Genomic DNA, 26,643 nt, shown 5'->3' on the forward strand with positions numbered 1-26,643 from the left:
GTCGCGATCGTGAGCAAGGACCCGGAACGGCTGCTGGCCGAGGCACTCCGAGCGCAGGCCGCTGGCATGTGCATGCCGGCGGCGGCCGGCATGGGCGGGCTGCTGTCGCGTGCCGCGTCGGAACCGCCGGGCACCACGGCTCGGGCCGGGGCTGACCCGACCGGTGCCACCGACGCCGAGTTCGACGCCGACACCGACACCGACACCGACGCCGACGCCGATGCCGGCACGGATACCGGCACGGGTGCCGCTGGTTCCGGCGGGGTCGCGACGTCTGATCCGGTGTCTTCCGGTCTCGGGTCCGCCGGGGAGGCGGCCGGTGATCCCGTCGAGCCCGAGGACGCCGAGGCCCCCGAGGACGTCGGCGAGTCCGAGGAATCCGGCCCGGGTCCCTCGGCCGCCTCGGCCGGGCCGGCCAGCACCGGCGGTTCGGGGACGGTGCCCACCGGGCCGGTGGCGGGCGGGGCGCCGGCCGGCGGGCTGGAGCCGCTCGGCGACGCGGACTACCCGGCCGGCGGCGTGGCCCCGTCCGTGGCCGAGCTGGCGAGCTTCGGCTACGGGCTGCTGTCCGGTCACGGCGGCCACGATGACGACGACGGGCTCACCCCGCCGCAGGCCCCTCCGCCACCGGCCCCGACCGCCGAGGCCGGGCCCGCCGCCGGTCTCGGGCCCCGGCTGAGCGCGGTCTGGCTCCTGGCGCTGGCCGTCCTGCTCGGGCTGGCCGCCGGAACCGTGGCCGGACTGATCACGCTGCTCTGATCGGACGAACAATTCCGCACCGGCACAACCGAAAACACCGCTGGTGACAGCCGGAATCACCGGCCGTGACCGCATGTGGTGAACGCGGTTGCCCAAAGGCCGTTAACAGGTGTGCCCTGTACCTTGGTCCGCGTGACGGTCGCGTTCACCACTTCCACACTTGCCTCGATCATGCCGAGTTGGCTCAGCGCGGAAGGCATTCTGCGCGGACTCGGCCCCTACGTGCTGCTGGGCCTGGCGCTCATCGTGTTCGCCGAGTGCGGCCTGCTCGTCGGCTTCTTCCTGCCTGGCGACTCCCTGCTGTTCACCGCGGGGCTGTTCGTGGCCAACGGCTACATCTCGACGCCGCTGTGGCTGGTGGCGGCCGTGCTGACGCTGTGCGCGTTCGCCGGCAACGTCGCGGGTTACTGGATCGGCTACAAGGCCGGGCCCTCGCTGTTCAGCAAGCCCGACTCGAAGTTGTTCAAGAAGGAGTACGTCGACAAGACGCACGAATTCTTTGACAAGTACGGTTCGCGTGCCATCGTCATGGCGCGGTTCGTGCCCATTGTGCGGACGTTCATCACCGCTATGGCCGGTGTCGGCCGGATGGACCCGAAGAAGTACTTCACCTACTCGGCCGTGGGTGGCCTGGCCTGGGCCGCGGGCGTGACCGTGCTGGGCTACTTCCTGGGGCAGATCGAGTTCGTGCGCGGCAACGTCGAGATGATCCTGGTGCTCATCGTGCTCGTCTCGGTCATCCCGATCGTGTTCGAGGTGCTGCGCTCCCGCAAGGAGAAGAAGGTGGCCGCCGCCCGGACCGACAACCTGGTGGAGAACGCGAACGAGGTCACCCAGCGGATCGACCGCGTGCAGCCCTGACCGCCCCGGGCGCTCTCCCCCGCACCACCCGCGCGACCGGATCGGCTGTGCCCAACGCCCGGCTGGCCCCACCAGGCCAGCCGGGCGTTCTGCTGCGCGCGGCCGGTTCAGGCCGCGGCGGACGTGGTCACGGGGTGCGCCGCGACCGGGCGCCTGCCGACCCGCCGGCGCCGGTCGAGCAGGCCGGAGAGCACGGTGACCGCGAGGCCGGCCGCGGCCAGGGCGGCACCGACCCAGTTGGGCGCGGTGTAGCCGAGCCCGGCGTCGATGGCCAGTCCACCGAGGAACGAGCCACCGGCGTTGCCCAGGTTGAACGCGGCGATGTTGGCGGCCGAGGCCAGTGCCGGGGCGCCGGCGGCCTGCTCCATCACCCGGGTCTGCAGCGGCGGCACCGTGGCGAAGCCGGCGGCGCCGAACACCAGCAGGGTGATCGCGGCGAGCACGGCCGAGTGCGCGGTGAACACGAACACCACCAGCACACCGGTGAGCACCGCCAGGATCACGGCCAGGCTGGGCATCAGCCGCCGGTCGGCCAGCCGGCCGCCGAGCAGGTTGCCGGCGAACAGGCCGACCCCGAACAGCACCAGCAGCCAGGTCACCGCGCCGCTGGAGAAGCCGGCGACCTCGGTCATCATCGGCGCGACGTAGCTGAACGAGGCGAACACGCCGCCGAAGCCGAGCGTGGTCATGGCCAGGGCGAGCCACACCTGCGGGCGGCGGAACACGGCCAGTTCCCGGCGCAGGCCGCCGCTGCGGTCCAGGGGCTGGGCCGGCACCAGGGTGAGGATGCCGACCAGGCTGACCACGCCGAGCGCGGTGACCGCCCAGAACGTGGAGCGCCAGCCCAGGTGTTGGCCGAGCGCGGTGCCCATGGGCACGCCGAGCACGTTGGCGACGGTGAGGCCGGTGAACATCAGGGCGATGGCCCTGGCCTGCTTGTCGGCGGCGACCAGGCTGGTGGCCACGACCGAGCCGACGCCGAAGAACGCGCCGTGCGACAGGGCGGCCACGATCCGGCCGGCCATCAGCAGGCCGTAGCCGGGGGCCAGCGCGGACAGCAGGTTGCCGGCGATGAACAGGGCGACCAGCGCGACCAGCATGGTCTTGCGGGGCAGGCGGGAGCCCAGTGCGGTGAGCAGGGGCGCGCCCACCACCACACCCAGGGCGTAACCGGAGATCAGCAGGCCCGCGGTGGGGATGGACACGCTCAGGTCGGTGGCGACCTCGGGCAACAGGCCCATGATCACGAATTCGGTGGTGCCGATGCCGAACGCGCTGATCGCCAGCGCGATGAGGGCCAGAGGCATGAGGGTGCTCCGAGTACTGTAGTGGTAGGCGTGCACAACAACAGGCGTCCGATTTATTTGCACACGCCGCATATTGCAGACGCCCACTAGTGCAGCACGCAACGAACGCGCGTGCAATCCCGGGAGGTATGAGTCGTGCCACTACCCGACAACGCCGTCGAGGCGCGCGCCCAGGGCTGGCGGACCCTGGCGGCCCTGCACGCGCGGATCGAGGACCGCCTGGAGCGCGCGCTGCGCACCAACCACGAGCTGAGCGTGAGCGAGTACTCCGTGCTGGACGTGCTCTCCCGCCAGGCCGGCTGGCACATGCGGATGCAGCAGCTGGCGAACGCGGTCGTGCTCAGCCAGAGCGCCACGACCAGACTGGTCGCCCGGCTGGAGAAGCAGGGGTGGCTGTCGCGCTACCTGTGCGAGGACGACCGCAGGGGCATCTACACCGAGGTCACCGAACAGGGCCGCGCCCTGCTCGCCGCGGCCAGGCCCACGCACGACACCGCCCTGCGCGAAGCCCTGGCCGACGCCGCCGAGCTGCCCGAACTGGCCCCGCTGGTGGCGGCGGTCACCCAGCTCACCGCCCAGCCGGTCACCCCGGCCTGAGCACGAGCGCCACCCCGGACCGGCCGAACACAACGGCACACCTGGCCGTCACACCTGGTCGGTGCCGCCGTGGGAGGTGGCACCGGGGGAGGTGGCGCTGTGGGAGGTGGCGCTGTGGGAGGTGGCGCGGGCCAGACCGGTCTGGTAGGCGATGACCACGAGTTGCGCGCGGTCGCGTGCCCCCAGCTTGGTCATGGCGCGCTGCACGTGGGCGCGGACGGTGAACGGGCTCAGGTACAGCTGATCAGCGATCTCCCGGTTGGACAGGCCGGTCGCGACCAGCGCGACCATCTCGCGTTCGCGCGGGGTGAGCGCGGCGAGTCGTTCGGGGTGGCGTGGTGCGGGGTCGTCCGGCGTGGCGAGGAACCGGGCTACCAGGGAGCGGGTCGCGGCCGGGGACAGCAGGGTCTCGCCGTCGGCGATCGTGCGCACGGCGTTCAGCAGGTCCCGGGCCTCGATCCCCTTGCCGATGAAGCCGCTGGCCCCCGCGCGCAGGGCCTGTGCGATGTACTCGTCGGTCTCGTAGGTGGTGAGGATCAGCACGCGGGTGGCCCGCAGCTCCGGATCGGCGCAGATCTCCGAGGTGGCGGTGAGGCCGTCCACGTCGGGCATCCGGATGTCCATGATCACCACGTCCGGGCGCAGCTGGCGGGTCAGGGCCACCGCCTGTCTGCCGTTGCCCGCCTCGCCGACCACGCTGATGTCGTCGGCGCTGTCCAGGAGGGTGCGGAAAGCACCGCGCAGCAGCGCCTGGTCGTCGACCAGGAGAACCCGGAGCGCCGTCACGGCGCTTCCGTGGTCGCCGCGCCGGTGTTCTGCCCGTCGTGTGGTGCGCGCTGGATCATCCGCCCTCACTGGTGGTCGCTCCGTCAGTTCTCCTGGCCGTGTTCTCGGCGGCGGGAAGAGGCAGGCGGGCGGCGACGACGAAGCCCCCCTGGGCGCGCGCGCCCGCGGTGAGGGTTCCGCCGACCGCGGTAGCCCGTTCACGCAGTCCGATCAGGCCGTAGCCGGGTGGCCGCTCCGGCTGCGTGCGGGAGCCCCCGCCGTCGTCGGTGACGGTGACGGCCACGTGGTCGCGGTGCCAGGCGAGGCGCACCTGGGCGCTACCGGTGGGGGCGTGCTTGGTCACGTTGGTCAGGGCCTCCTGGATGATGCGGTAGGCGGTGAGGTCCACCGCCGGCGGTAGCGGCCTGGCCGTGCCGTCCTCGTGCATCGACACCGCCAGGCCCGCGCGGCGGAAGGACTCCAGCAGCGCGGGGACCTGCGCCAGCTCGGGCGCCGGGCCGGTGGGTTCGGCTGCGTCGTCGGGCTGGCGCAGCAGACCGACCGTGGCCCGCAGCTCGTCGAGGGCGTTGCGGGTGGTCCTGACCAGTTCCGCCAGGCTCGTGCGGGTCTGCTCCGGGTTGCTGTCGAAGAAGTGGGCGGCGACGGTGGCCTGCGCGTTGGCCAGGGTGATCTGGTGGGCCACCAGGTCGTGCAGTTCGCGGGCGATGCGGACCCGTTCCTCGGCCACCTTCTGGCGCGCCTGCCTGTCCCGGCTTTCCTCGGCCCGGCGGGCCCGCTCCTCCACGACCGCCAGGTAGGCCCGCCGGTGCCGCGTCGAGCGACCGAACGCGGCGGCCACGAGCGGTGACGCGGCCACGACCACCAGCCTGCTCGCGTCCTCCCATGAGAAGTCGGCCTCGACGAAGGGGAGCAGGGCGACCAGCAGCACGACCGACGGGACCAGGACCGCGACCGCCACCCACCGGTCGCGGCGCACGGCCAGCGAGTAGGCGCTGATGACGGCGGGGGCCACGATGAGCGGGTTCGGCAGCAGGCCCAGTGGCGCGACGAGCACGCCGCACACGGCGGTGGCCATCGTGGTGGCCACGGGCGCGCGGTGCCGCGCCAGGAGCATCGCCGACGACACCGCGGCGATGAGGTAGGCCGGCGGCAGCGGCGGCGCCACCGTGCCGTCGACGTGCAGCACACCCCCGAGCAGGCAGATCAGGAACGCCGCCGCGACGACCGCTGCCTCCCGCCGCCACCTGCCCGGTGGCGGGAGCGGACTACCCCTGTTCGCCACGGCGGGCGAGGCGGGCCGGTGGCGGCCACGGGACTGCCGTGTGCCGCTGCCTGATCGCGGGATGCCTGATCACGGGCTGCCTGATCGCGGAGCGGGGGACGGGCCGGTGTCCTGCCTCGTCCTCGACGTCCAGCCACCGCACCACGCGATCAGGTTAGCGGGACGGCCACCCCGGGCGCGGGCCACCGCGCGCGGATAGTGCGTCCGCACCAGGAGCGGGCCGGCCTGGTCCGGGCGCACCAGGCGAAGACGGTCTCGGCGAACGATGTGCGGCACCGGGGTGGACGACAGGGTTGGCAGCTGACACGTCCGGCACCGGGTCGGACGGCCAAGCGGCGGGAAGGCGCGCCGACGAACACCGGGCGCGACACCGGGCGCGACACCGGTGCGCACAGCCGGTTCCGCGCCCGCCGCGCGACCACAGGAAGAACGCCCATGACCACAACGCTGGCTCCCCCGGTCGGCATCGGGAAGGCCGCCATCGGGGCCCTCGGCCTGCTGGCCGTTGCCACCGGCGCGCTGGAGTCGGTGGTGACGCCGACGCTCCCGCTCCTGCAACGCGAACTGGACATGAGTCCGGCCGACGGGGCGCTGCTGAGCATCGTGCTGCTCATCACCGGCGCGCTCGTCACCCCGATCGCGGGCAGGTTCGGCGATCGCCACGGCGGAAAACGAGTGCTGATCGGGTTGATGGCGGTGGTCTGCACCGGTGGTCTGGTGTCCGCCGCCGCACCGAACCTGCCGGTGCTGCTGGCCGGCCAGGTGCTGCAGGGAGCGATGGTGGGCGCCCTGCCGCTGTCGTTCATCGTGGTGCGCAAGCACCTCCCCGAGGGCGACTCGAAGGTGGCCATCGGGGTGGTCAGCGGGCTGTTCGTGGGTGGCGGGATGGCGGGAACGCTCATGGCCGGGCCCGTGGCCGAAGAGCTGTCCCGGCACTGGATGTTCGCGCTGCCGACGATCGCGGTCGTCGTGGCCACCGTCCTGGTGAACTGGCTGGTGCCGCACGATCCCCCGGACCGGTCGGACAACGCCGGGGTCGACTGGCCCGGTCTGGTTCTCCTGAGCGGGACGCTGATCACGCTCATGCTCGTGCTCTCGCTGGCCGCCCGCGTCGCCGCGCGGCCACTCGTGCTCGGCGCCCTCGTCGTGCTCCTGGCCGCCTTCGCGGCCGGGTGGGTGGCCGTGGCGCGCCGGGCCGCCGCGCCGATGATCGATCCGCGCATGCTGGCCCGGCCCTCGGTGTGGAGGTCGTGCGTGCTGACGTTCCTGATCTCCGCCGGCACCTCGGTGGCGGCCTTCCTCGTCCCGCAGCTGTTCGCGGTCACCGCCGCCGTCGACTACGGGTTCGGGGCCACCGCCACCGAGATCGGCTTCTTCCTGCTGCCCGGTGCCGTGGCCGCGGCACTGGCCGGGCCGATCGGGGGGATCGGCGTGCGGCGGCTCGGTTCTCGTGCCGTGGTCAGCGTCGGGGTCGTCATCCTGGTCGTCGCCCTGATCGCCGTGGCGGCCGCGCACTCCGAGGTCTGGCACCTCGTCCTCGGCAAGGCGCTGATCGCGCTGGCCAACGGCCTGTGCTTGACGGCGATGATGACCGGCGTCGCCACGTCCGCCGCCCCGAACCAGACCGGCATCGCCAGCAGCCTGGTCCTGGTGACCCGCGTGGTCGGCTACGCCGTGGGCGCGCAGCTCAGCGGCGCGCTCCTCGCCGCCGGGACCCCTTCCGGCTCAGACGTGCCCGCCGAGTCGGCCTTTGTCACCGGCTTCGTCATCGCCGGCGCCGTCACGGCGCTGTCCCTGTTCGTCACCCGCACCATGAGCAAGGGAGTCGCGGAATGACCCGCACCGACCAGCTGACGGGTGTCCGTGCGACGCCGAGGCGCACGGTCCTGATATCCGGGGCCAGCATCGCGGGCCCAGCGCTCGCGTACTGGCTGACCCGCCGCGGACACGCGGTCACGGTCGTCGAGCGGGCGGGCGCGGTGCGCAGCGGTGGCTATCCCGTCGACGTGCGCGGCACCGCGTTGGAGGTCGTCCGGCGGATGGGGATCCTGCCCCGGCTGCGGGACGCGCACATCGACCTCCGCCGGCTGACCTTCCTCGACGGCGACGGCGGCGAGGTGGCCTCGGTCCGCCCGCACGCCGTCACCGGCGGCGCCGAGGGACGGGACCTGGAGGTGCGGCGCGGCGACCTGACCGACGCCCTGCACGCGGCGGTCCGGGACGACGTGGAGTTCCTGTTCAACGACTCCATCGCCGCCCTCGACCAGTCCGGCGACCGGGTCGACGTCACCTTCCGGGGAGGCGTCGAACGCACGTTCGACCTGGTGTTCGGCGCGGACGGGGTGCACTCGCGCACCCGGGAGCTGGTGTTCGGCCCCGAGGAGCGGTTCCACCGCTACCTCGGTTACTGCTTCGCCGTGTTCACCACGCGCAACACCTTCGGGCTCGCCAACGAGGCCGTCATGTGGAACACCCCGGGCCGGGCCGCGGCGCTCTACGCCGTGGGCGACGCCGACGTGCACGCCTTCCTGACCTTCGCCGCACCGCAACCGCCGTTCGACGCGTTCGCGGATCCGCGAGCCCACCGGGATCTCGTCGCCGCGGTCTTCGCCGACGCGGGATGGGAGGTCCCCGGCGTGCTGGCCGCCATGCGCGAGGCGGACGACGTGTTCTTCGACGGCGTCAGCCAGATCCGCATGCCCCGCTGGTCCAGCGGCAGGGTCGCGCTGGTGGGCGACGCCGCGTACGCGCCCTCGTTCCTCACCGGACAGGGCACCAGCCTCGCGCTCGTCGGCGCGTACATGCTCGCCGCCTCCCTGGCCGGCCGGGACCACACCGCGGGCTTCGCCGCCTACGAGCACGACACGCGTGAGTTCGTGGCCGTGAACCAGGCGCTGGTCGGCGCGGGCGGCGCCACCCTGTTCCCGACCACCGCCCACGCCCTGGAGCAGCGCAACGACCGGCTGCGCCAGCTCAGCGCCATGCCCTCGGCGGCGCCACGACCGGCCCACTCGGCCCTCACCCTGCCCGAGTTCCCGCCCGTGAGGTGAGCCAGGCGCCGGTGCCGGGGCCTCGGGCCAGCACCAGGTCATCAGGACATGCTGAACATCGACCCGGGGTTGAACAGGTTGTCCGGGTCCAGGGCGGCCTTGATGCCGCGGTGCACGCGCAGGCCCACCGGGCCGATCTCCCTGGCCAGCCACTCCTGCTTGATCTTGCCGACCCCGTGCTCACCGGTGATGGTGCCGCCCAGGCGCAGCCCCAGCGCCAGGATGTCGCCGAACGCCGTGCGGGCGCGGGCGAACTCCCGCTCGGAGGTGGGGTCGTAGACGATCGTGGGGTGCATGTTGCCGTCGCCGGCGTGGCCGACCACGGCGATGCGCAGGCCGCACTCCCGGCTGATCCGCTCGCAGCCGCTGATCAGCTCGGCGATCCTGGTGCGCGGCACGCACACGTCGTCGGTCAGCCAGGCGCCGTACACCTCCAGCGCGGTGAGCACGGACCGGCGCGCGGCCAGCAGCATGCGCCCCTCGGCCAGGTCGTCGGTGGCGTGCACCAGGTTGGCGCCGCTGTCCCGGCAGACCTGTTCGATCACGGCCAGCTCCCGTCGGCCGGCGTCGCCGCCGCTGTCGGACTGGCAGATCAGCAGCGCGGCACAGCCCGGTTCGGCGCCCAGTTCGGTGTTCAGGTGCTGCTCGACCGCGCTGATCGAGGTCTGGTCCATGATCTCCATCAGCGACGGCACCACGCCCTCGCGCACGATGGTGGCCACGGCGGCGCCGGCCGCGGCCGTGGAGTCGAACGCGGCCACCAGGGTGGCCGGGGCCTGGGGCAGCGGCCGCAGCGCCAGGGTGGCCCTGGTGATCACGCCGAGGGTGCCCTCGCTGCCGATGAACAGCTTGGTGAGGTCGTAGCCGGCCACGCCCTTGACCGTGCGCCGGCCGGTGCGCAGCAGTTCGCCGTCGGCCAGCACCACCTCAAGCCCCAGCACGGAGTCGGTGGTCACCCCGTACTTCACGCAGCACAGGCCGCCGGCGTTGGTGGACAGGTTGCCGCCGATGGTGCACCAGTCGTAGCTGGACGGGTCGGGCGGGTAGAACAGGCCGCGCTTCTCCACGGCCGCGCGCAGGTCGAGGTTGACCACCCCGGGCTCGACCACGGCCAGCCGGTTGTCCGCATCCACCTCGATGATCTGGTTCATCCTGGTGGTGACCAGCACGACGCACCCGGCCACGGCGTTGGCCGCGCCGGACAGCCCGCTGCCGGCGCCCCTGGGCACGATCGGCACGCCCGCCGCCGCACACGCCCGCACCACGGCCCGCACCTGCTCGGTGCTGCTGGGCAGGACAACGGCCACCGGCGTGGCGGACGGGGCCAGCGGCATCATGTCCCGGCTGTAGCTGGCGGTGACCTCGGTGTCGGTCAGCACGCCGTCCGCACCCACCGCCGCGCGCAGCGCGGCCACCAACGCGTCATCGGGCTGAGCTGTGTGCGTCGTCGTCACGGATCCACGCTAGCCGCGTGAACGCCGCGGCACGAGGTACCCGACAAGGCGGGCCACCCTAGCCGCACTACCCCGAACGCCGTAGTGATCTGGGACAGAGTTCACAGCGCGGTGGCTTGCAGAAGGCGGCCCCGTGGATACATGCTTGTGCTAGTCAACTAGTTGTACAGGTCAAATAAGACATTCACACGGAAGACCATCATGGCGGACAACTTTCAGACGCCGGTCGGTCCGACGCCTTCAGCCAGCGCTTCCGCTGCGCCCACCGAGGAACGCGAACTCGCCATCGCCGACCAGCTCGGCCGCGAGTTGGTCCGGTTCGTGCGGCTGATCCACCGGGTCAAGGCACACCTGGCCGGCGCGCACAAGGACGGGATCGAGCGTTCCAGCTACGCGCTGCTCGCCTGTCTGGTCCAGGAGGGACCGCAGCGCACCACGGCACTCGCCGAACTGGTGCACTCCGACCCCTCCACGGTGAGCAGACAGGTCAGCGGGCTCGTCCAGCACGGGCTGGTCGAGCGGCAGGCCGATCCGGTGGACGGCAGGGCGTGCCGGCTCGCCGCGACACCCCAGGGACTGCGGGTGTTCGACGAGAACCGCAGGGCGCGCAACAAGCAACTGGCCCAGCTGATGGCCTGGTGGCCGGAGGCGGACCGCACCCAACTGGTCGCGCTGTTGGACCGGTTGAACAGCGACCTGGAGAGCAGCGCCATGGTCGAGAAGACGTTACGCACGAGCACAGCCAAGGGGGAGAGCCGATGACACGCTCTACCGTCGACAGTCCGGCGGCGGCACCGCCACCACGAGCGTCGGAGCAGAGCGCGCCAGGCGGCCTGACCCATCGCCAGATCCTCACCATCCTCAGCGGCCTGATGCTGGGCATGTTCCTGGCCGCGCTGGACCAGACCATCGTCGGCACCGCGATCCGCACCATCGCCGACGACCTCAACGGGTTGAGCCTGCAGGCCTGGGCCACCACGGCCTACCTGATCACCTCGACGATCACCACCCCGCTGTACGGCAAGCTGTCCGACATCTACGGGCGCAAGCCGTTCTTCATCTCGGCCATCACCATCTTCGTGATCGGCTCGCTGGCCTGCACGTTCTCCCAGTCGATGTACGAGCTGGCCGCGTTCCGCGCGCTGCAGGGGCTGGGTGCCGGCGGTCTGATGTCGCTGGCGCTGACCATCGTGGCCGACATCGTGCCGCCCCGGCAGCGGGCCAAGTACCAGGGCTACTTCCTGGCCGTGTTCGGCACCTCCAGCGTGCTCGGCCCGGTGGTCGGCGGCTTCTTCGCCGGCCAGTCGGAGATCATCGGCATCACGGGCTGGCGCTGGGTGTTCCTGGTCAACGTGCCGATCGGGGTCGTCGCGCTGTTCGTGGTGGCCAAGGTGCTGAACGTGCCGCACCAGCGGCGGGACCACCGGATCGACTGGTGGGGCGCGCTCACCCTGACCGTCGGCCTGGTGCCGCTGCTGATCGTGGCCGAGCAGGGCCGCGAGTGGGGCTGGGACAGCAACCGCTCGGTGATCTGCTACGCCATCGGCGCCGTGGGCGTGCTGGCCTTCGTGTTCGTCGAGTTCCTGATGAAGGACGAGGCGCTGATCCCGCTGCGGCTGTTCCGCAACGGCGTGTTCAGCATGGTGATCGTCCTCGGCGTGGTGATCGGCCTCGGCATGTTCGGCGGGATCACGATGATCCCGCAGTACCTGCAGATCGTGAAGGGCGAGTCGCCGACCGCGGCCGGCCTGCTGATGCTGCCGATGATGGTCGGCATGATGACCGCGTCCATCACCTCCGGTCAGATCACCTCGCGCACCGGCCGCTACAAGATCTTCCCGATCATCGGCACCGCGCTGATGGTGTGCGGTCTGCTGCTGTTCCACAACGTCACCGTGGACACCCCGCTGTGGCAGACCATGCTGTGCATGGTGGTGTTCGGCCTGGGCCTGGGCAGCTGCATGCAGACCCTGACCGTGGCCGCGCAGAACGCGGTGCCGTTCCGCGACATGGGTGTGGCCACCGCGTCCACCACGTTCTTCCGGCAGATGGGCGGCACGCTCGGCGTGGCCGTGTTCCTGTCCATCCTGTTCAGCACGGTGGGCGACCGGATCAGGGACGCGTTCCAGAGCGTCGTGCCCACGCCCGAGTTCCAGGCGGCGCTGCGCGACCCGGCGGTGCTGCGCGACCCGGTGAACAAGCCGGTGCTGGACATGCTCCAGTCCGGTGGTGGCGGCTCGGACGCCGGCGGCGTGCTGCAGGACTCCTCGTTCCTCCAGCAGATCGACAGCCGGCTGGCCAGGCCGTTCCTGGTCGGGTTCGCCGACTCGATCGACACCGTGTTCCTGGCCGGGGCGGCCGTGGCCGTCGTGGCCTTCGTACTCAGCCTGTTCCTCAAGGAGATTCCCCTGCGCACGCACAGTGGCGTGCAGGCGGCCATGATGGAGGGCGCTGAGGCGCTGGCGCCCACCGAGGGCGCCGAGGCGCCGGCCGCCCAGCCCGCCAGCACCACCCCGTCGGTTCCCACCGCCCAGGCGGCGGCCAGCCGGGCCGAGGCCGGCGCGGACAGCCCGGCCGGGTCCGGCCGGATGGCGCCGTTCACCGGTGACCTGCAGCAGCCAGCCCAGCCAGCGCCCGAGCTGGTCGGCGCCGGCCGGCACGCCGCCCCCAACCACCTCCGGTCCGAGGCCAACCACAGCCGCAACGGCCACTCCCTGGCCGCGCAGGACGTGCTGCGCGCCGCCGCGCCCACCGGGGCGGCCACCCCGGCCACCCCGGCCGAGCCGGGCGGCCAGTCGGTGCACGGTTCGGTGCGCCGGCAGGACGGCATCCCGGTGCCTGGCGCGGTGCTCACCCTGATCGACCAGGTCGGCCGGCAGGTGGGCCGGGGCAGCGCCGGCAACGACGGCGGCTTCACGCTGACCGCCCCGGCCGCGGGCAGCTACGTGCTGATCGCCTCGGCCCCCGGCCACCAGCCGCAGGCGTCCAGCCTGCTGGTGGGCGGCGGCCCGACCACGGTGGACGTGATCCTGGCCGGCTCCAGCGGCCTGTACGGCGCGGTGCGCCGGGCCGGCGGCGAGCAGGACGGGCAGGCCGACCCGATCGCCGGCGCCACGGTCACGCTGGCCGACGCGCACGGCGAGGTGGTGGGCGCGCAGGCCACCACCGCCGAGGGCGACTTCCGGTTCACCGAGCTGGGCGCGGGCTTCTACACGCTGGTGGTCAACGCCGAGGGCTACCGACCGGCCGCGGCCACCGTGGTGGTGCCGGAGACCGGTGACGTCCGCAAGGACGTGGAACTGGTCGGCGGGGCCCGGCTGTCCGGTGTCGCGCACACCGACGGCGGCCTGACCGTGGCGGACGCCCGGATCACCGTGATCGACGCCAACGGCAACGTGGTCGGCGTGACCAGGACCGACAGCGCCGGGCAGTACGTGATCAGCGATCTGCCCGAGGGTGAGTACACCGTGATCGCGAGCGGATACCCTCCAGCGGCCAGCCAGTTGCGCATCGCAGCCGGCGAGCACGGTCAGCACGATGTCCGGCTCGGTTATGAGGAGGAGGCGTGACCGCTGAGGGGTTGCGGGCACAGGTCCGCACCGGTGACGGGTGGGCCGTGCAGCACGCGGTGCTCACCGTCACCGACCTGCGCGGCCAGCAGGTCGCCCGGGTCGAGGCCGACGCCGACGGGGTGACCGCGACCGAGCCGCTGCCGGCCGGCACCTACACGGCGATCCTGACGGCGGCCGGGTTCGAGCCCACCGCCCGCACCGCCGTGGTGCCCGCCGGTGGCGGCGTGTCACTGGGTGTGGTCACGCTGTCCCGCAGCGGCGGCAACCCGCCGCCGCCCGCGGGCACCTGGACCATCGACCCGGCGCACTCGTCGATCACGGTCACCGCCCAGCACCTGGGCCTGTCCAGCGTGAAGGGCAGGTTCACCGAGTTCGGCGGCCAGATCGAGGTGGGCCAGCCGGCGGAGCACTCCGGGGTGCGCGCGGCCATCCAGGCGGCCAGCGTGGACACCGGCAACAAGATGCGCGACGACCACCTGCGCAGCGCCGACTTCCTGGACGTCGACCAGTACCCGACGATCGACTTCGTCAGCACCGGGTTGACCCAGCAGGGGCCGGACCGGTACTCGCTCAGCGGGGACCTCACCCTGCACGGGGTGACCAAGCCGGTCGTGCTGGACCTGTCCTACCTGGGCACCGGCCCGGACCCGTGGGGCGGCACCAGGGCGGCGTTCCACGCGGAGACCCGGCTGCACCGCAACGACTTCGCCATCAACTACAACGCGATCGTGCGGGCCGGCATCGCCGCCGTCGGCACCACGCTCAAGGTTGAACTGGACATCCAGGCCGTGCAGGGCGACGCCCTGCCCGAGGCCTGACCCAGTTCAGCGGTTTGCCCCAGCCGGCACGGTGACCCAGCCGGCGGCGAGCCGCCGGAGGACGTGCGCACGGCCCCGGGACCAGCACCGCGGTCCCGGGGCCGCTGGCTGTCCGGACCGCGCGCCGGCCGGCCCGCCGGCATCGTGTCGGTGCCCGACAAGAACAAATCCGAACAGTTCAACCAGTCGCGTAAAAGATTTAAACTATCGCACACAGAGCTAACTGGCCCGAATTTTTTCTCGCGAATTCCAGCGCTCGCGTTGGGCACAATGGCCCAATTGCCCTAGACTCGTCGTCGTGACGTCACACCGGTAGGCAGTCGGATCCAAAACAATCAAGAGAGCAAAGATCCGGAAATGATCGCTGCCTGCTGATCCGTACAGATGCAGACCTCAACGAGGAGGAAAGCAAATGAACACGTCACGTCGAGTGGTGCGCATGGCCGCCGCGGCTGGGATCACCGCACTGGCGCTGACCGGTGTGGGCGGTGCCCTGGGCACCGGCGTGGCCAGCGCCGGCGGGAACGACTGCGGCTACCACCACAGCTGGTACGACGACTGCTGGGACGGCGGCTGGTGGGACGACTGCGACGGCCACGGCCGGCATCACCACGACCGCTACGGGCACCGTGACCACGGCGGCCACGGCCACCACGGTGGGCACGGCGGCCACGGCCACGGCGGGCACGGCGGCCACGGCGGTCACGGCCGGTGAGCCCAGGTGCTGCTGAGCACCTGGTCACCAGCGCAGCACTCGCCGCTGACCAGCGGCACCGATCGCTGACCAGTGGTACCCGAGTAGTCAGAAGTCACTAGTCAAGTAGTCAGAAGTCCATCTGTCTGGACAAGGGCATTCGCCGGGCCACGGCGGATGCCCACTTTTCTGCCCACCCGCCGGGCCAGGAGCCGGCCCGGCGGGCTAGGGCCGGGCCGGCAGGTCGGCCAGCCAGGCCCGGGGCCCGATCCGGCGCACCCGCACCGCGGCCACCTGGTTCGCCGCCCGAACCAGCTCGGGCAGCACGCCCGGCCCGGGCACGCCGCGCCGCCGGGCCACCCCGTGGACGAGCGCGCCGTGCCACACATCCCCCGCGCCGAGGGTGTCCCTGGCGGTCACCGCCGGCACCGGACAGCAGCCGCTGACCAGTTCGGCACCTGTCGGCCCGGGCCGGCGACACGACCAGCGGACCGGTGCGGGGCCGCCCGTCCGGGTGACAACGGGAATCCCGATCCGGTGCAGGGCCGCCTCGGTGGCCGGCCCGTCCGGGTGCTCCGGCAGCCGGAAGCCCTCGGCGCACGCGCACACGTCCACCAGCGGCAGCAGCTCGGTCAGCACCGGTTTCCAGCTGCCCGCGTCCAGCACGACCGGGACGCCGAGGGCGCGGGCGGCCGAGGCGACGGCCACGGCCAGCGCCGGGTGGTGGCCGTCGAGCAGCACCGCGTCCGCCCCGGCCAGCTGGTCGGCCAGGCCGGCCAGGACTGGCGCGGGCAGGTCGACGCCGGCGGCGTTGGGCGAGACCACGCTGCGCTCGCCGTCGCGTTCCCGCACGGCGACCGCGCTGACCGGCGGCGGATCAGCCCGCTCGGGCAGCACGTCCACCACCTCGACGCGGTGCCGGGTCAAATCGGCGCGGGCCAGCTCGGCCAGCGGGTGGCGGCCGAGCACGGTGAGCAGCCTGGCGTGGCCGCCGAGCGCGGCCACGGTGACCGCGGCGTTGCTGGCCGGGCCGCCCGCGGCCACGGCCATGCCGGTGGACTGGGTCTTGCCGCCCGGGCCGGGCAGCTCGGCCACCCGCTGCACCAGGTCGACCGTGCACAGCCCGGCCAGCACCACGCGGGGTGCGCGCGTGGCGTCGGCCGGCTCGTCGTGGTTGGACACGAACGCGTAGCCTCGCCCACGCCCGCCAGCGCCGCAAGCTCCCGCGCGCGAAATGCCCGTCCGCCGCACGGGACGAACGCACCGGAAAACCAGCGGGGCGAAAACACCACCTTTTTACCGCGCGCAGTCGACCGCGAACGGGCAGCCCACCAACATTCGGGCCGAAGCTAAACAGTTTCCGGTCCGAAATCGGGTTTCGCCGCGCCCGGTTCAGCGGCGGTGCAGTGGGCGGGGAAAATCACCGCTGCGCTCCAGTTGGGCGGCCGCCTCCATCACCATCCAGCCGCCCAGTTGCACGGACAGGTCGCGTTCCGGCAGTTCCGCCCGGGCGCCCAGGGTGCCGGGGGTCAGGGCCGGCTGGTTGAAGTCCGGGCCGAACAGCGGGCCACCCGGCGCCACGGTCCGGTTCTTCCACAGTGCCTCGGCCGAGTTGTAGACCAGCTCGGCGGCCCGGCTGGCCAGCGCGGTCCGGTCCGGGGCCAGGGACACCAGCATGATCGCCGCCTGGGTCAGGTAGCGGGCCAGGATGCCGGCGAACAGCCCGCCGTCCCCGCCGCCCTGACCGCGCAGCACCCCGCCGATGGTGGTCAGGTGGGTGGCGACCGCGGTGACGGTGCGTTCGGCCCGGTCCAGCCACTGCGGGGTGCCGTGCACCCGGGCCAGCTCCATGCAGGCGCCGAGGAACACGCCCTGGCAGTAGGTGTAGACGGTGCGTTCGACCTCGCGCACCTCACCGGACTCGGTGACGTGCAGCCCGTCGAAGATCAGGCCGGTCTCCCGGTCGAGCAGGTGCTGCTCCATCCAGTCGACGATGGCCTCGGCGCGGCGCAGGTCGGTGGGGTCCCCGCCGTCGGCGGCGAGCCGGGTGAACAGGATGGCCGTGGGCCCGTTGGCCGGCGCGTTCTTGAAGTCGTCGTCGCGGCGCCACCAGATGCCGCCCCCGCCGTGGTCGGACCAGGCGTCGCGCAACTGGGCGACGATCACGTTGAGCGCGTCCGGGCGGCGCAGCCCGATCTCCTTGCCCGCCCTGGCCAGCGCCAGCCCCAGCCAGGCCATGTCGTCGTAGTACTCGTTGGTCCAGCTGCCCAGGTTGCGCAGCCGGATCGAACGGGTCAGGTTGGCGATCCTGGTCCACCTGGTCTGGGTCGGCGCCCGCATCTGCGCGTCCACCAGGCAGTCCAGCAGCTGGGCCTGCCACCAGTAGCTCCACCGCAGGCGCAGCCGGTCGGTCAGCCCCGGCGGCCACCTGGTCAGCCCGAGCGTGGTCGTGGGCAGTCCCCACATCCTGCGGAGGTGCCTGGTCTCGATACCGCGCTCGGCCACCCGGGCCCTGGCTGCCAACAACCTGGAGCTGGCACCTGGGTTGTGGGGAACCTCCGCACCTGGCTTCTGGTCGGTCACGGGCACATGGTGCGCACTAGATCGTTCTCACGCTCGTTGAATCACCAGGCCGTGTCGAGATCGGCGTGCTGACGCACCCAGGCGTGCATCACGATGCCGGCCGCGACCCCCGCGTTGATCGACCGGGTCGACCCGAACTGGGCGATGGAGACCACCACGGCCGCGCCCTGGCGGGCCTGCTCGGTCAGCCCGGGTCCCTCCTGGCCGAACAGCAGCAGGCAGCGGGCCGGCAGCGGGGTGCGCTCGATCGGCCGGGACCCCGGTGTGTTGTCCACGGCCACCACGGTCAGGTCCTCGGCCGCGGCGTAGTCCAGCAGTGCGGTCACGTCCGGGTGGTGCAGCACGTGCTGGTAGCGGTCGGTGACCATGGCGCCGCGCCGGTTCCACCGCCGCCGGCCCACGATGTGCACGGCCTTGGCCGCGAACGCGTTGGCGGTGCGCACCACCGTGCCGATGTTGTGGTCGTGCTGGAAGTTCTCGATGGCGACGTGGAAGTCGTGCCGCCGCCGGTCCAGGTCGGCCACCACGGCCTCGCGCCGCCAGTACCGGTAGGCGTCCACCACGTTGCGGCGGTCGCCGCCGGCCAGCAGTTCCGGGTCGTAGCGCTCGTCCGTGGGCCACGGGCCTTCCCACGGTCCGACGCCGACCGGTTCAGCTGGCCCCCACTCCGTGGGACCGACTGGCTCCTCGGTCACCACGCCTCCTGAGGTAGAGGCCGATCCAGGAGGTGAGCACGAGCGCGGCCACCACGACCTGGACGACCCGCCCGTACTGCTCCGGGTACCACACGCCGTCGATGTAGGTGTCGATGAACCCGCTGGGCCCCAGCTCGGGCAGGCCCGCCTGGCGGCGGAACAGGTTCTCCAGCGAGGTCAGCGGGCAGGCCACCGGGAAGGTGATCACCAGCAGCCCCCAGGCGGCCAGCGCCAGGTGCGCGTAGAACAGACCGCGCCAGCGCCAGGCGAGGAACCCGCCGAACACGATGAACCCGAGCACGGCGAAGTGCACCGCTGTCGTGATCACGACCAGCGACTGTGCGATCATGGTGACCTCCCCAGGCCAGAATATGCCGACCCGAGAGGGTTGTGCGGGCCATGTCTGTCGAAAACCTCACTCTGTTCGCCGCACGCGGGCAGCGCGTCGCGCGCACTTCAGCGGTGTTCCAGGGCGCTGGCCGCCCCACCGGCCGCGGCTGTCACCGGGTTCCGGCGGGTCGGGCCGGGCGGGGGTGCCGGGGTTCGCGCACCACCCGACCCGGCCGGTGTCGGTGGTTGCGGCGCTGGTCAGCGCCGGGTGGGGCAAGGGCGGGTGGCAGAGCCATCCGCCCGGCTCGCGCCGTTCCCTGACCGAACGACGACTTCGGTGCACGCCCTACCGCTCGGCGAGTCCGATGTCGGCGAGGTCCAGCAGGTGGCGGTAGGGCAGCCCGGCGGCCTCGATGGCCTCCCTGGCCCCGGTGTCCCGGTCCACCACCGTGGCCACCCCGACCACGTGGGCGCCGGCCTCGCGCAGCGCCTCCACCGCGGTGAGCACACTGCCCCCGGTGGTGGAGGTGTCCTCCACGGCCAGCACCGGCTGCCCGGCGACCTCGATCCCCTCGATGCGCCGCTGCAGGCCGTGCTGCTTGGTGGACTTGCGGACCACGAACGCGTCCAGCACCTGGCCCTCGGCCGCGGCGGCGTGCATCATCGCGCAGGCCACCGGGTCCGCGCCGAGGGTCAGCCCACCGGCCGCGACATAGTCCCAGTCGGCGGTGAGCTGCCGCAGCAGCCGGCCGATCAGTGGCGCCGCCGAGTGGTGCAGCGTGGCCCGCCGCAGGTCCACGTAGTAGTCGGCCTCGGCTCCGGAGGACAACACCACGCGACCGCGCACCACGGCCAACTCGCTCACCAGACGGGCAAGCTCCGCCTTGGCGGCGGCATCGACAACGACTACGTCTCGCACAAGTCGCCAGCCTCTCATACCCGCCGACACCCGCTCACGCCCGCTGACCGGCGCGAACCCGACGTCCGCCGGCTGGGCGACGGCCACCAGCGACGGCCGCTGACACCGGCTGGAGGCGGCTGAAGACGACTGCCGCGGATGACAGCTGCGGCGGCGCGGCACACGGGATCAGGTGACGTCGACGGGCGTGCCCCCGGTGATGCGGACCAGTTCGGCGAAACTCACAACCGCCCCAACCAACCGCTCCAGCCGGCCGCCCCACCGACCGCTCCAGCCGGCCATTCCCGCCAACCACTTCAGCCAACCACTCCAGCCCCCACCCTCTCCGGGGGGACGGCCCCTGGCCAGCCTATCGAGAACCGGCGGGCAGAACCGGTCACCGGAGAAGTTTTCCGAACCTGTGGACAACTCCGGCGGGCTGTGGACAACTCGGGCGGCGATCCGGCCGGTTCAGGTACGATCGCGCGCCGTCGCGAACTTGGCGGTGATCCGGCGCAGCAGCGGCCTCGGCAGCACCCGGATCAACCCCATCAGCAGCTTGTACTGCATGCCCGGCACCGACACCACACGTCCCCGCCGCAGGTCGGCCAGGCACTCGTGGACCACCTGGGTGGCGTCCAGCCACAGCGGCGCCGGCAGCGCGCTCATGTCCAGCTTGGCGCGCTGGTGGAACTCGGTGCGGACGAACCCGGGGCACAGCGCCAGCACCCGCACCCCCTGGTCGGCGACGGCACTGGCCAGGCCCTCGGAGAACGAGACCACCCACGCCTTGCTGGGGTTGTAGGTCGAGCCGCCACCGGGGACGAACGCGGCCACGCTGGCGACGTTGATCACCGCGCCGTGTCCCCGCTCCAGCATGCCCGGCAACACCGCCCAGGTCAGCCGCAGCACGCTGGTCACGTTGATGTCCAACTGGGCCTGGAGCGACCTGACACCGGTGGACCACACCTGCCCGGACAGGCCGATCCCGGCGTTGTTGACCAGCAGGTCGACCGGTCGGTCCGACGCCCTCAGCCGAACTTCCACCTGGAGACGCTGCTCGGCGTCGGCCAGGTCGGCGCGCAGCACCTCCACATCCACCCCGTGTCGGTCACGCAGCTCCGCGGCAAGCGCGTGCAGGCGGGTCAGATCGCGGGCGACGAGCACCATGTCGTACCCCTCGGCGGCCAGGCGCCGGGCGAAGGCGGCGCCGAGTCCTGCGGTGGGTCCGGTGACGAGCGCGGTTGGCATGGCGCAAACGCTACTGCCGCCGCTCACTGCGAGGAGCGGTAGACCTCGCCCTCGGTGTCGGTGTCGCTCTCGGCGTGGAACGGGTCGACCACGTCGGCCAGTTCACCCAGGTCGCGCAGCAGCCGTTCGAGCCGGGCGGGGCTGGAGTTCGGCGGCGCCGCGGCCACCACCCAGTCGTCCTCCAGCCAGACCACGGTGACGTCGCCGCCGATCTCCTCGGCCGCCTCGACCAGGTCGGGGGTGATCAGCCGGCGCGCCTCGGCCAGGTCGGAGACGAACGCGTAGCGCTGGCCCACCGGGCCGAGCAGGTCGGGCATCTGGTCCCGCTGGAAGGGCACGCTGGGCAACCACAGTTCGACGATGACCGGCAGCTCCCGGCGGCAGCGCACGCCGGCCACCACGGAGTTGACCTTGCCGTTGTTCTCGTGGTCGAACACGTAGACCTGGCGGCGGCCGTCCGCGGTGAACGTGGAGCCGGCCACCACGTCCTTGGCCACCCCGGTGCCGTAGTAGGCGATCGCGCCACCGTTCCAGCGGGTGGGCAGGACGTGGTCGGTCTCCTCGAACTGCCACCCGCGCAGCGCGGCCCACCGCCGCCGCTCGCGGTTCCGAGCGGATCTCTGCGCCCGATCCGTGGCGAGCAGGATGAACCCCGCCACCCCAGCGATCGCGGCAACGGTGAAGAAGACCCACGCCGGTATGCCCACGCATCGAGGGTAGCCGGGTGAACCGTCCCGGCGAAGATCAAGAACGGGCTTGTTCGCACGAACAGATCAAGCTGTTACCTCCCCGGCACCGGTGGAGTCACGGCCAGTGCACGACAACCACGCTCCGGTGATCTCCCCGGTGGCGTAGCCACCACCGCGATCGCCGGCCCACCGCTGGTTTTCCCTGGTGGGACCGATGCGGTGGGCCGGCATGGGGATCCGGCGGGGAGGGCTGGCGGGTGGGCCGGGCGCTTCCCGGCCCACCCGGGGTTTCCGGCCGGCTCGGCGGGCCGGCCGGGCAGCCCGGCCAGGTGGGGGGTCAGGCCTTGCCGACGATCAGCCCGGAGCTGTCGTCGACGACGTCCACCCGGACCGTGTCGCCGTCCCGGATCTCCCCGGCGAGCAACTCCTTGGCCAGCTGGTCGCCGATGGCGGTCTGCACCTGCCGGCGCAGCGGGCGCGCCCCGTAGACCGGGTCGAAACCGGTGAGCGCCAGCCATTCCCGGGCCGCCGGGGTGACGTCGAGGTGCAGCCGCCGCGCGGCCAGCCGCCGGGCCAGCCTGTCCACCTGAATGTCCACAATGGACGTGAGTTCCTCGGTGGTCAGCGCGTGGAAGACCACCACGTCGTCGAGGCGGTTGAGGAACTCCGGCTTGAAGTGCCCGCGCACCACGGCCATGACCGCGTCCTTGCGCTGCTCGTCGCCCATGGTGATGTCGGCGGTGAGCTGCGAGCCGAGGTTGGAGGTCAGCACCAGGATGGTGTTGCGGAAGTCGACGGTGCGCCCCTGGCCGTCGGTCAGCCGGCCGTCGTCGAGCACCTGCAACAGCACGTCGAAGACGTCCGGGTGGGCCTTTTCCACCTCGTCGAGCAGCACCACCGCGTACGGCCGGCGCCGCACCGCCTCGGTCAGCTGGCCGCCCTGGTCGTAGCCGACGTACCCGGGCGGCGCCCCGACCAGCCTGGCCACCGAGTGCTTCTCGGCGTACTCGCTCATGTCGATGCGGATCATCGCCCGCTCGTCGTCGAACAGGAACTCGGCCAGCGCCTTGGCCAGCTCGGTCTTGCCGACCCCGGTGGGCCCGAGGAACAGGAAGGACCCGGTGGGCCGGTCCGGGTCGGCGACGCCGGCGCGCGCCCGGCGCACCGCGTCGGAGACCGCGCGCACGGCCTCGTCCTGGCCGACCACCCGCTGGCCGAGGGTGTCCTCCATGCGCAGCAGCTTGGCGGTCTCGCCCTCCAGCAGCCGCCCGGCCGGGATGCCGGTCCACGCGCTGACCACGTCGGCCACGTCGTCCGGGCCGACCTCCTCCTTGAGCATCACCTCACGGTCCTGTGTGGACTGCGTGGCCGCGTCGAGTTCCTTCTCCAGCGCGGGAATCCGGCCGTAGCGCAGTTCGGCTGCGCGACCGAGGTCGCCGTCGCGCTCGGCCCGGTCGGACTCGCCGCGCAGCTGCTCCAGCTGTTCCTTGAGGGCGCGGACCTTGTCGATCGAGCCCTTCTCGTTCTGCCAGCGGGCGGTCAGCCCGGACAGTTCCTCGCGCTTCTCCGCGAGTTCGGCGCGCAGCGCGGCCAGCCGCTCCCGCGAGGCGGGGTCGCTCTCCTTGGCCAGCGCCATCTCCTCGATCTCCAGCCGCCGCACGGCCCGCTCGACCTCGTCGATCTCCACCGGGCGCGAGTCGATCTCCATGCGCAGCCGCGACGCCGCCTCGTCGACCAGGTCGATCGCCTTGTCCGGCAGGAAGCGCGCGGTGATGTAACGGTCGGACAGCGACGCCGCGGCGACCAGCGCGGTGTCGGTGATGCGCACGCCGTGGTGCACCTCGTAGCGCTCCTTGAGCCCGCGCAGGATGCCGATGGTGTCCTCGACGCTCGGTTCGCCCACCAGCACCTGCTGGAACCGCCGCTCCAGGGCCGGGTCCTTCTCGATGTGCTCGCGGTACTCGTCCAGCGTGGTCGCGCCGACCATGCGCAGTTCGCCCCTGGCCAGCATGGGCTTGATCATGTTGCCCGCGTCCATGGCGCTCTCCCCGGTGGCGCCGGCGCCGACGATGGTGTGCAGCTCGTCGATGAACGTGATCACCTGGCCGGCCGAGTCGGTGATCTCCTTGAGCACCGCCTTGAGCCGTTCCTCGAACTCGCCCCGGTACTTGGCGCCGGCCACCATCGACCCCAGGTCCAGCGCCACGACCCGCTTGCCGCGCAACGACTCCGGCACGTCGCCGGCCACGATGCGCTGGGCAAGGCCCTCGACGATGGCGGTCTTGCCCACGCCCGGCTCGCCGATGAGCACCGGGTTGTTCTTGGTGCGGCGGGACAGCACCTGCACCACGCGGCGGATCTCGGCGTCCCGGCCGATCACCGGGTCCAGCGCGCCGCCCCTGGCCCGCTCGGTCAGGTCGACGCCGTACTTCTGCAGCGCCTGGTAGGTGTCCTCGGGGTCGGGGGTTGTGACCCGGGCCGAGCCGCGGACCTTGGTGAACGCCTCGCGCAGTGCCTCGGCGGTGGCGCCGTGCCGGCGCAGCAGGTCGGCGACGGTCCCGCCGTGGCTGGCCAGCCCGACCAGCAGGTGCTCGGTGGAGACGTACTCGTCACCGATCTCGCTGGCCAGCTGCTGGGCCGAGGCGAGCACCCGCCCGGTCTCGCGGGAGAACTGCGGCGCGGACACGGTGGCGCCGGAGGCCGCGGGCAGCGCCCTGACGAGCTGGTCGAGTTCCTTGCGCACCTGGCCCGGGTCCGCGCCGACGGCCGAGAGCAGCGGCGCGGCCAGGCCCTCGGTCTGCGCGAGCAGCGCCCCGAGCAGGTGTTCCGGCCGCACGTCCGGGTGGCCGGCCACCGTGGCGGCCTGCACCGCCGAGGAAACCGCCTGCTGAGTCTTGGTGGTCGGGTTGAAAGCGTCCATCCTTCACCTCATCGCACGTCGTCGCGGCCGGCAGGCACCGCGCTCGCCCGCACACGCCTGGCAGTCACCAAGAACAACGTCAGAAAAGTTGAGCGTGTTCCGCTCAACCTAGCGCAACCCCGTGATGGCCGTCACACAGTTCACCGCATGTGGTGATCCACCCCCACCGAGCCGCCTGGGACGACGGCCCCGCCCGACCGGCACGGCCCCGGCACGCGAGCGGGGCGCGACACCGCCGCGTCACCCACATGGCCCTGCGTGAACGTGCAACTCGCGGGGTTTGCAAAGACAGCTCGCGGGAGGGGCGGGTCAGGAGTTCTGGTTGACGTCGGCTGGTTGGCAGCCGGCCACGTCGACCAGGGCCGGCTTGCCGGCCGGGGTGCTCATCCGCAGCTCACAGGTGAGGTGGCTGCCCGCGACCGGCGCGGGCTCGGCCTCGTCCCCGGCCAGCACGGCCACGCTGGTCTCCAGCACGGTGCCCGCCGGCACCTGCTGGCTGGACCCGGCCGAGGTCACGGTCACCGGGTGCAGCGTGCGCAGTCGCAGGGTGCCGTCCTCCCCTGCGGCGTCGACCAGCACCGCGACCTGCTGCTGGGGGCGCAGCGCGGGACCGGGCAGCGACTGCAGCGCCCGCATGGCCACCACACCGGCGGCGGCCAGGACGGCCAGCAGCCCGGCCAGCGCCAGCACGTCCCGCGTCGTACGACTCACGCCGTCCACTATGCGACAGATGGCGTAGTGCGGCTCAACCGAACAGGCCCATCACTACCCCCGCTCAGGGTATGCCCGCCACGGAGAGTGCCGACCTGTTCACGGTCGTGGTGGCCTCGGCCGGGTGGTCGGCGGCGCTGTCCGAGCCAGCTGAGCCGGTCGAGCCGGCTGAGCCGGCTGAGCCGGTCGAGCCGCGCGGCCTGGGGACGCGCGCACCGCGCGCAGCCCGGCCAGCAGCTCCGACCAGCCGCGCTGGTCGCGGCGGAACGCGGGAACCACCACCCAGCCCAGCCCCACGAACATCAGGGCCAGCCCGTCCAGCGCCAGGGTCGGCAGGAGCAGCGGCGGCCACAGCGACACCGCGACCAACGACGGCAACGCCAGCACCACCAGGCCCACCGGTCCCAACGCCTCGTGCAGTGCGATGCGGGCCAGTCCGGCGCGGTCACCGTCAACCCGCCGCAACTGGAACCGCAGCAGCCACCCGCCCGGGGTCCAGCCGCCGGTCAGCGCGGGCATCAACACCCGGAACAGCACCAGGACCAGCAGGGTGGACAGCGCGTCGTCCTCGGACACCAGCTCACCCAGCAGCGTGGCCAGCAGCACGTCGGCCAGCAGGGCGAAGCACTTGCGCGGCACGCCCACCGCGTTCGGCAGCGCCTTGACGTGGGTCAGCGGCCGCAGTCGCGGCACGAACACGCACACGGGCGCGACCAGCCAGCCCAGCACCGCCCCCAGGGTGTTCGCCATCAGGTCGTCCACGTCGAAGATCCGGTAGGCGCACTCGTACATGCCGAAGTTGCCGGTCAACTGGGTGATCTCCACCAGCAGCGAGGCGGTGAACCCGGCGGCCGCCGCCCAGCCCAGCCCTCGGCCGAACGCCCGCCGCAGGAACACGCCCAGCGGCGCGAACAGCACGACGTTGAACGCCACCTGGAGCACGGCGTTGGAGGTCAGCACGGCCACCACCCCCGACCGGCCGTGCTTGGCCAGTTCGGTGTTCAGGTCGCTGATCCACTGCAGCGGCCACGGCTGCACGGTCTGCTGGCCGTGGCAGACCGTGGCCGGATCCGGGAAGGGCAGGAACACCAGGGCCGCGGTGACGATCCCGTAGGCCATCAGGGCGTAGAGCACCAGCGACCGGCGCGGCTCGACCCGCCCGTAGCGCAGGTAGTGCACCCCGATGACGGGCAGCACCAGGGCGAAGCCAACACCGAGGAAGGTGATCAGGCCGGTGCGGATGTTGTCCAGGTATGCGGTGGCCATCTCGGGTTTCCCGATTCTCCAACTCACGCGGGCAGGGCAGAACAGGGCAGGGCAGGGCGGCGCGCCGGGCCGGGCGGTCAGCCGGCCCGCGCGGTGGGTTTCCCGGGCGGTGTGCGGTAG

23 protein-coding genes are annotated in these 26,643 nt (G+C 72.3%); 9 read left to right on the forward strand and 14 right to left on the reverse strand.

What is annotated here, in order from left to right; genetic code table 11:
- Positions 1-9 precede the first annotated feature (9 nt).
- Together LX83_RS15450 and LX83_RS15455 are read left to right on the forward strand one after the other, a co-directional pair.
- Positions 10-759, forward strand: coding sequence for a hypothetical protein (locus LX83_RS15450; RefSeq protein WP_253771808.1), 750 nt, complete (start codon positions 10-12; stop codon positions 757-759).
- 171 nt (positions 760-930) lie between these two features.
- Complete coding sequence (locus tag LX83_RS15455; RefSeq protein WP_253772047.1) at positions 931-1,620, forward strand: DedA family protein; 690 nt, start codon at positions 931-933, stop codon at positions 1,618-1,620.
- A 107-nt stretch (positions 1,621-1,727) separates the two neighbouring features.
- Here the strand turns inward: LX83_RS15455 and LX83_RS15460 are convergent, their stop codons facing one another.
- Complete coding sequence (locus LX83_RS15460) at positions 1,728-2,927, reverse strand: MFS transporter (RefSeq protein WP_253771810.1); 1,200 nt, start codon at positions 2,925-2,927, stop codon at positions 1,728-1,730.
- A gap of 135 nt (positions 2,928-3,062) precedes the next feature.
- On the opposite strand from LX83_RS15460, the gene LX83_RS15465 reads away from it, so the two are divergent.
- Positions 3,063-3,524: a MarR family winged helix-turn-helix transcriptional regulator gene (locus LX83_RS15465; protein WP_253771812.1), complete on the forward strand. Its 462-nt coding sequence runs from the start codon at positions 3,063-3,065 to the stop codon at positions 3,522-3,524.
- Between the two features lie 48 nt (positions 3,525-3,572).
- Here the strand turns inward: LX83_RS15465 and LX83_RS15470 are convergent, their stop codons facing one another.
- Together LX83_RS15470 and LX83_RS15475 are read right to left on the reverse strand one after the other, a co-directional pair.
- On the reverse strand, positions 3,573-4,310 hold the full coding sequence (locus tag LX83_RS15470) for a response regulator (RefSeq protein WP_253771814.1): 738 nt from the start codon (positions 4,308-4,310) through the stop codon (positions 3,573-3,575).
- A 55-nt stretch (positions 4,311-4,365) separates the two neighbouring features.
- Positions 4,366-5,592: a sensor histidine kinase gene (locus tag LX83_RS15475; RefSeq protein ID WP_253771816.1), complete on the reverse strand. Its 1,227-nt coding sequence runs from the start codon at positions 5,590-5,592 to the stop codon at positions 4,366-4,368.
- Positions 5,593-6,027: 435 nt separating this feature from the next.
- Here LX83_RS15475 and LX83_RS15480 point away from each other — a divergent pair, with 435 nt between their 5' ends.
- Both LX83_RS15480 and LX83_RS15485 read left to right on the forward strand, forming a co-directional pair.
- The gene (locus tag LX83_RS15480; RefSeq protein ID WP_253771818.1) at positions 6,028-7,428 is read left to right on the forward strand and encodes an MFS transporter; all 1,401 of its coding nucleotides are present in this window, start codon (positions 6,028-6,030) and stop codon (positions 7,426-7,428) included.
- Entirely contained in the window at positions 7,425-8,642 is a 1,218-nt protein-coding gene (locus LX83_RS15485) for an FAD-dependent monooxygenase (protein WP_253771820.1), read from the forward strand. The genes LX83_RS15480 and LX83_RS15485 overlap by 4 nt, the downstream gene beginning before the upstream one ends.
- A gap of 41 nt (positions 8,643-8,683) precedes the next feature.
- On the opposite strand, the gene LX83_RS15490 is transcribed toward LX83_RS15485, so the two are convergent.
- Positions 8,684-10,096, reverse strand: a complete 1,413-nt coding sequence (locus LX83_RS15490) for an FAD-binding oxidoreductase (RefSeq protein WP_253771822.1) — start codon at positions 10,094-10,096, stop codon at positions 8,684-8,686.
- 201 nt (positions 10,097-10,297) lie between these two features.
- Between LX83_RS15490 and LX83_RS15495 the strand changes: the two genes are divergently transcribed.
- From LX83_RS15495 to LX83_RS15510, 4 genes are all read left to right on the forward strand, one after another.
- Positions 10,298-10,858 carry a MarR family winged helix-turn-helix transcriptional regulator gene (locus LX83_RS15495; protein ID WP_253771824.1) on the forward strand — a complete coding sequence of 187 codons (561 nt, stop codon included), beginning with the start codon at positions 10,298-10,300 and terminating at the stop codon, positions 10,856-10,858.
- The gene (locus LX83_RS15500; RefSeq protein WP_253771826.1) at positions 10,855-13,665 is read left to right on the forward strand and encodes an MFS transporter; all 2,811 of its coding nucleotides are present in this window, start codon (positions 10,855-10,857) and stop codon (positions 13,663-13,665) included. Before LX83_RS15495 ends, LX83_RS15500 begins: the two co-directional genes overlap by 4 nt.
- Positions 13,662-14,486 carry a YceI family protein gene (locus tag LX83_RS15505; protein WP_253771829.1) on the forward strand — a complete coding sequence of 275 codons (825 nt, stop codon included), beginning with the start codon at positions 13,662-13,664 and terminating at the stop codon, positions 14,484-14,486. Before LX83_RS15500 ends, LX83_RS15505 begins: the two co-directional genes overlap by 4 nt.
- A gap of 412 nt (positions 14,487-14,898) precedes the next feature.
- Positions 14,899-15,201, forward strand: a complete 303-nt coding sequence (locus LX83_RS15510) for a hypothetical protein (protein ID WP_253771831.1) — start codon at positions 14,899-14,901, stop codon at positions 15,199-15,201.
- A gap of 204 nt (positions 15,202-15,405) precedes the next feature.
- Here LX83_RS15510 and LX83_RS15515 read toward each other — a convergent pair whose 3' ends face one another.
- The 10 genes from LX83_RS15515 to LX83_RS15560 form a co-directional block, all read right to left on the reverse strand.
- Entirely contained in the window at positions 15,406-16,317 is a 912-nt protein-coding gene (locus tag LX83_RS15515; protein ID WP_253772049.1) for a PfkB family carbohydrate kinase, read from the reverse strand.
- A gap of 255 nt (positions 16,318-16,572) precedes the next feature.
- Positions 16,573-17,763: a glycoside hydrolase family 76 protein gene (locus LX83_RS15520; protein WP_253771833.1), complete on the reverse strand. Its 1,191-nt coding sequence runs from the start codon at positions 17,761-17,763 to the stop codon at positions 16,573-16,575.
- A 41-nt stretch (positions 17,764-17,804) separates the two neighbouring features.
- Complete coding sequence (locus tag LX83_RS15525) at positions 17,805-18,458, reverse strand: TrmH family RNA methyltransferase (protein WP_253771835.1); 654 nt, start codon at positions 18,456-18,458, stop codon at positions 17,805-17,807.
- Positions 18,415-18,807: a DUF2784 domain-containing protein gene (locus LX83_RS15530; RefSeq protein WP_253771837.1), complete on the reverse strand. Its 393-nt coding sequence runs from the start codon at positions 18,805-18,807 to the stop codon at positions 18,415-18,417. Before LX83_RS15530 ends, LX83_RS15525 begins: the two co-directional genes overlap by 44 nt.
- A 327-nt stretch (positions 18,808-19,134) precedes the next feature.
- Complete coding sequence (pyrE, locus tag LX83_RS15535; protein ID WP_253771839.1) at positions 19,135-19,725, reverse strand: orotate phosphoribosyltransferase; 591 nt, start codon at positions 19,723-19,725, stop codon at positions 19,135-19,137.
- 432 nt (positions 19,726-20,157) lie between these two features.
- On the reverse strand, positions 20,158-20,937 hold the full coding sequence (locus LX83_RS15540; RefSeq protein ID WP_253771841.1) for an SDR family NAD(P)-dependent oxidoreductase: 780 nt from the start codon (positions 20,935-20,937) through the stop codon (positions 20,158-20,160).
- A 23-nt stretch (positions 20,938-20,960) separates the two neighbouring features.
- Positions 20,961-21,644 carry a type III secretion system chaperone family protein gene (locus tag LX83_RS15545; protein WP_253771843.1) on the reverse strand — a complete coding sequence of 228 codons (684 nt, stop codon included), beginning with the start codon at positions 21,642-21,644 and terminating at the stop codon, positions 20,961-20,963.
- Positions 21,645-21,963: 319 nt separating this feature from the next.
- Positions 21,964-24,546 carry an ATP-dependent chaperone ClpB gene (gene clpB, locus LX83_RS15550; RefSeq protein WP_253771845.1) on the reverse strand — a complete coding sequence of 861 codons (2,583 nt, stop codon included), beginning with the start codon at positions 24,544-24,546 and terminating at the stop codon, positions 21,964-21,966.
- 309 nt (positions 24,547-24,855) lie between these two features.
- A complete protein-coding gene (locus LX83_RS15555; protein WP_253771847.1) occupies positions 24,856-25,257 on the reverse strand; it encodes a hypothetical protein in 402 nt (133 codons plus the stop codon).
- A 99-nt stretch (positions 25,258-25,356) separates the two neighbouring features.
- Positions 25,357-26,523: a VanZ family protein gene (locus tag LX83_RS15560; RefSeq protein ID WP_253771850.1), complete on the reverse strand. Its 1,167-nt coding sequence runs from the start codon at positions 26,521-26,523 to the stop codon at positions 25,357-25,359.
- Positions 26,524-26,643 lie beyond the last annotated feature (120 nt).

Source organism: Goodfellowiella coeruleoviolacea, assembly GCF_024171785.1.
GTDB classification, from domain to species: domain Bacteria; phylum Actinomycetota; class Actinomycetes; order Mycobacteriales; family Pseudonocardiaceae; genus Goodfellowiella; species Goodfellowiella coeruleoviolacea.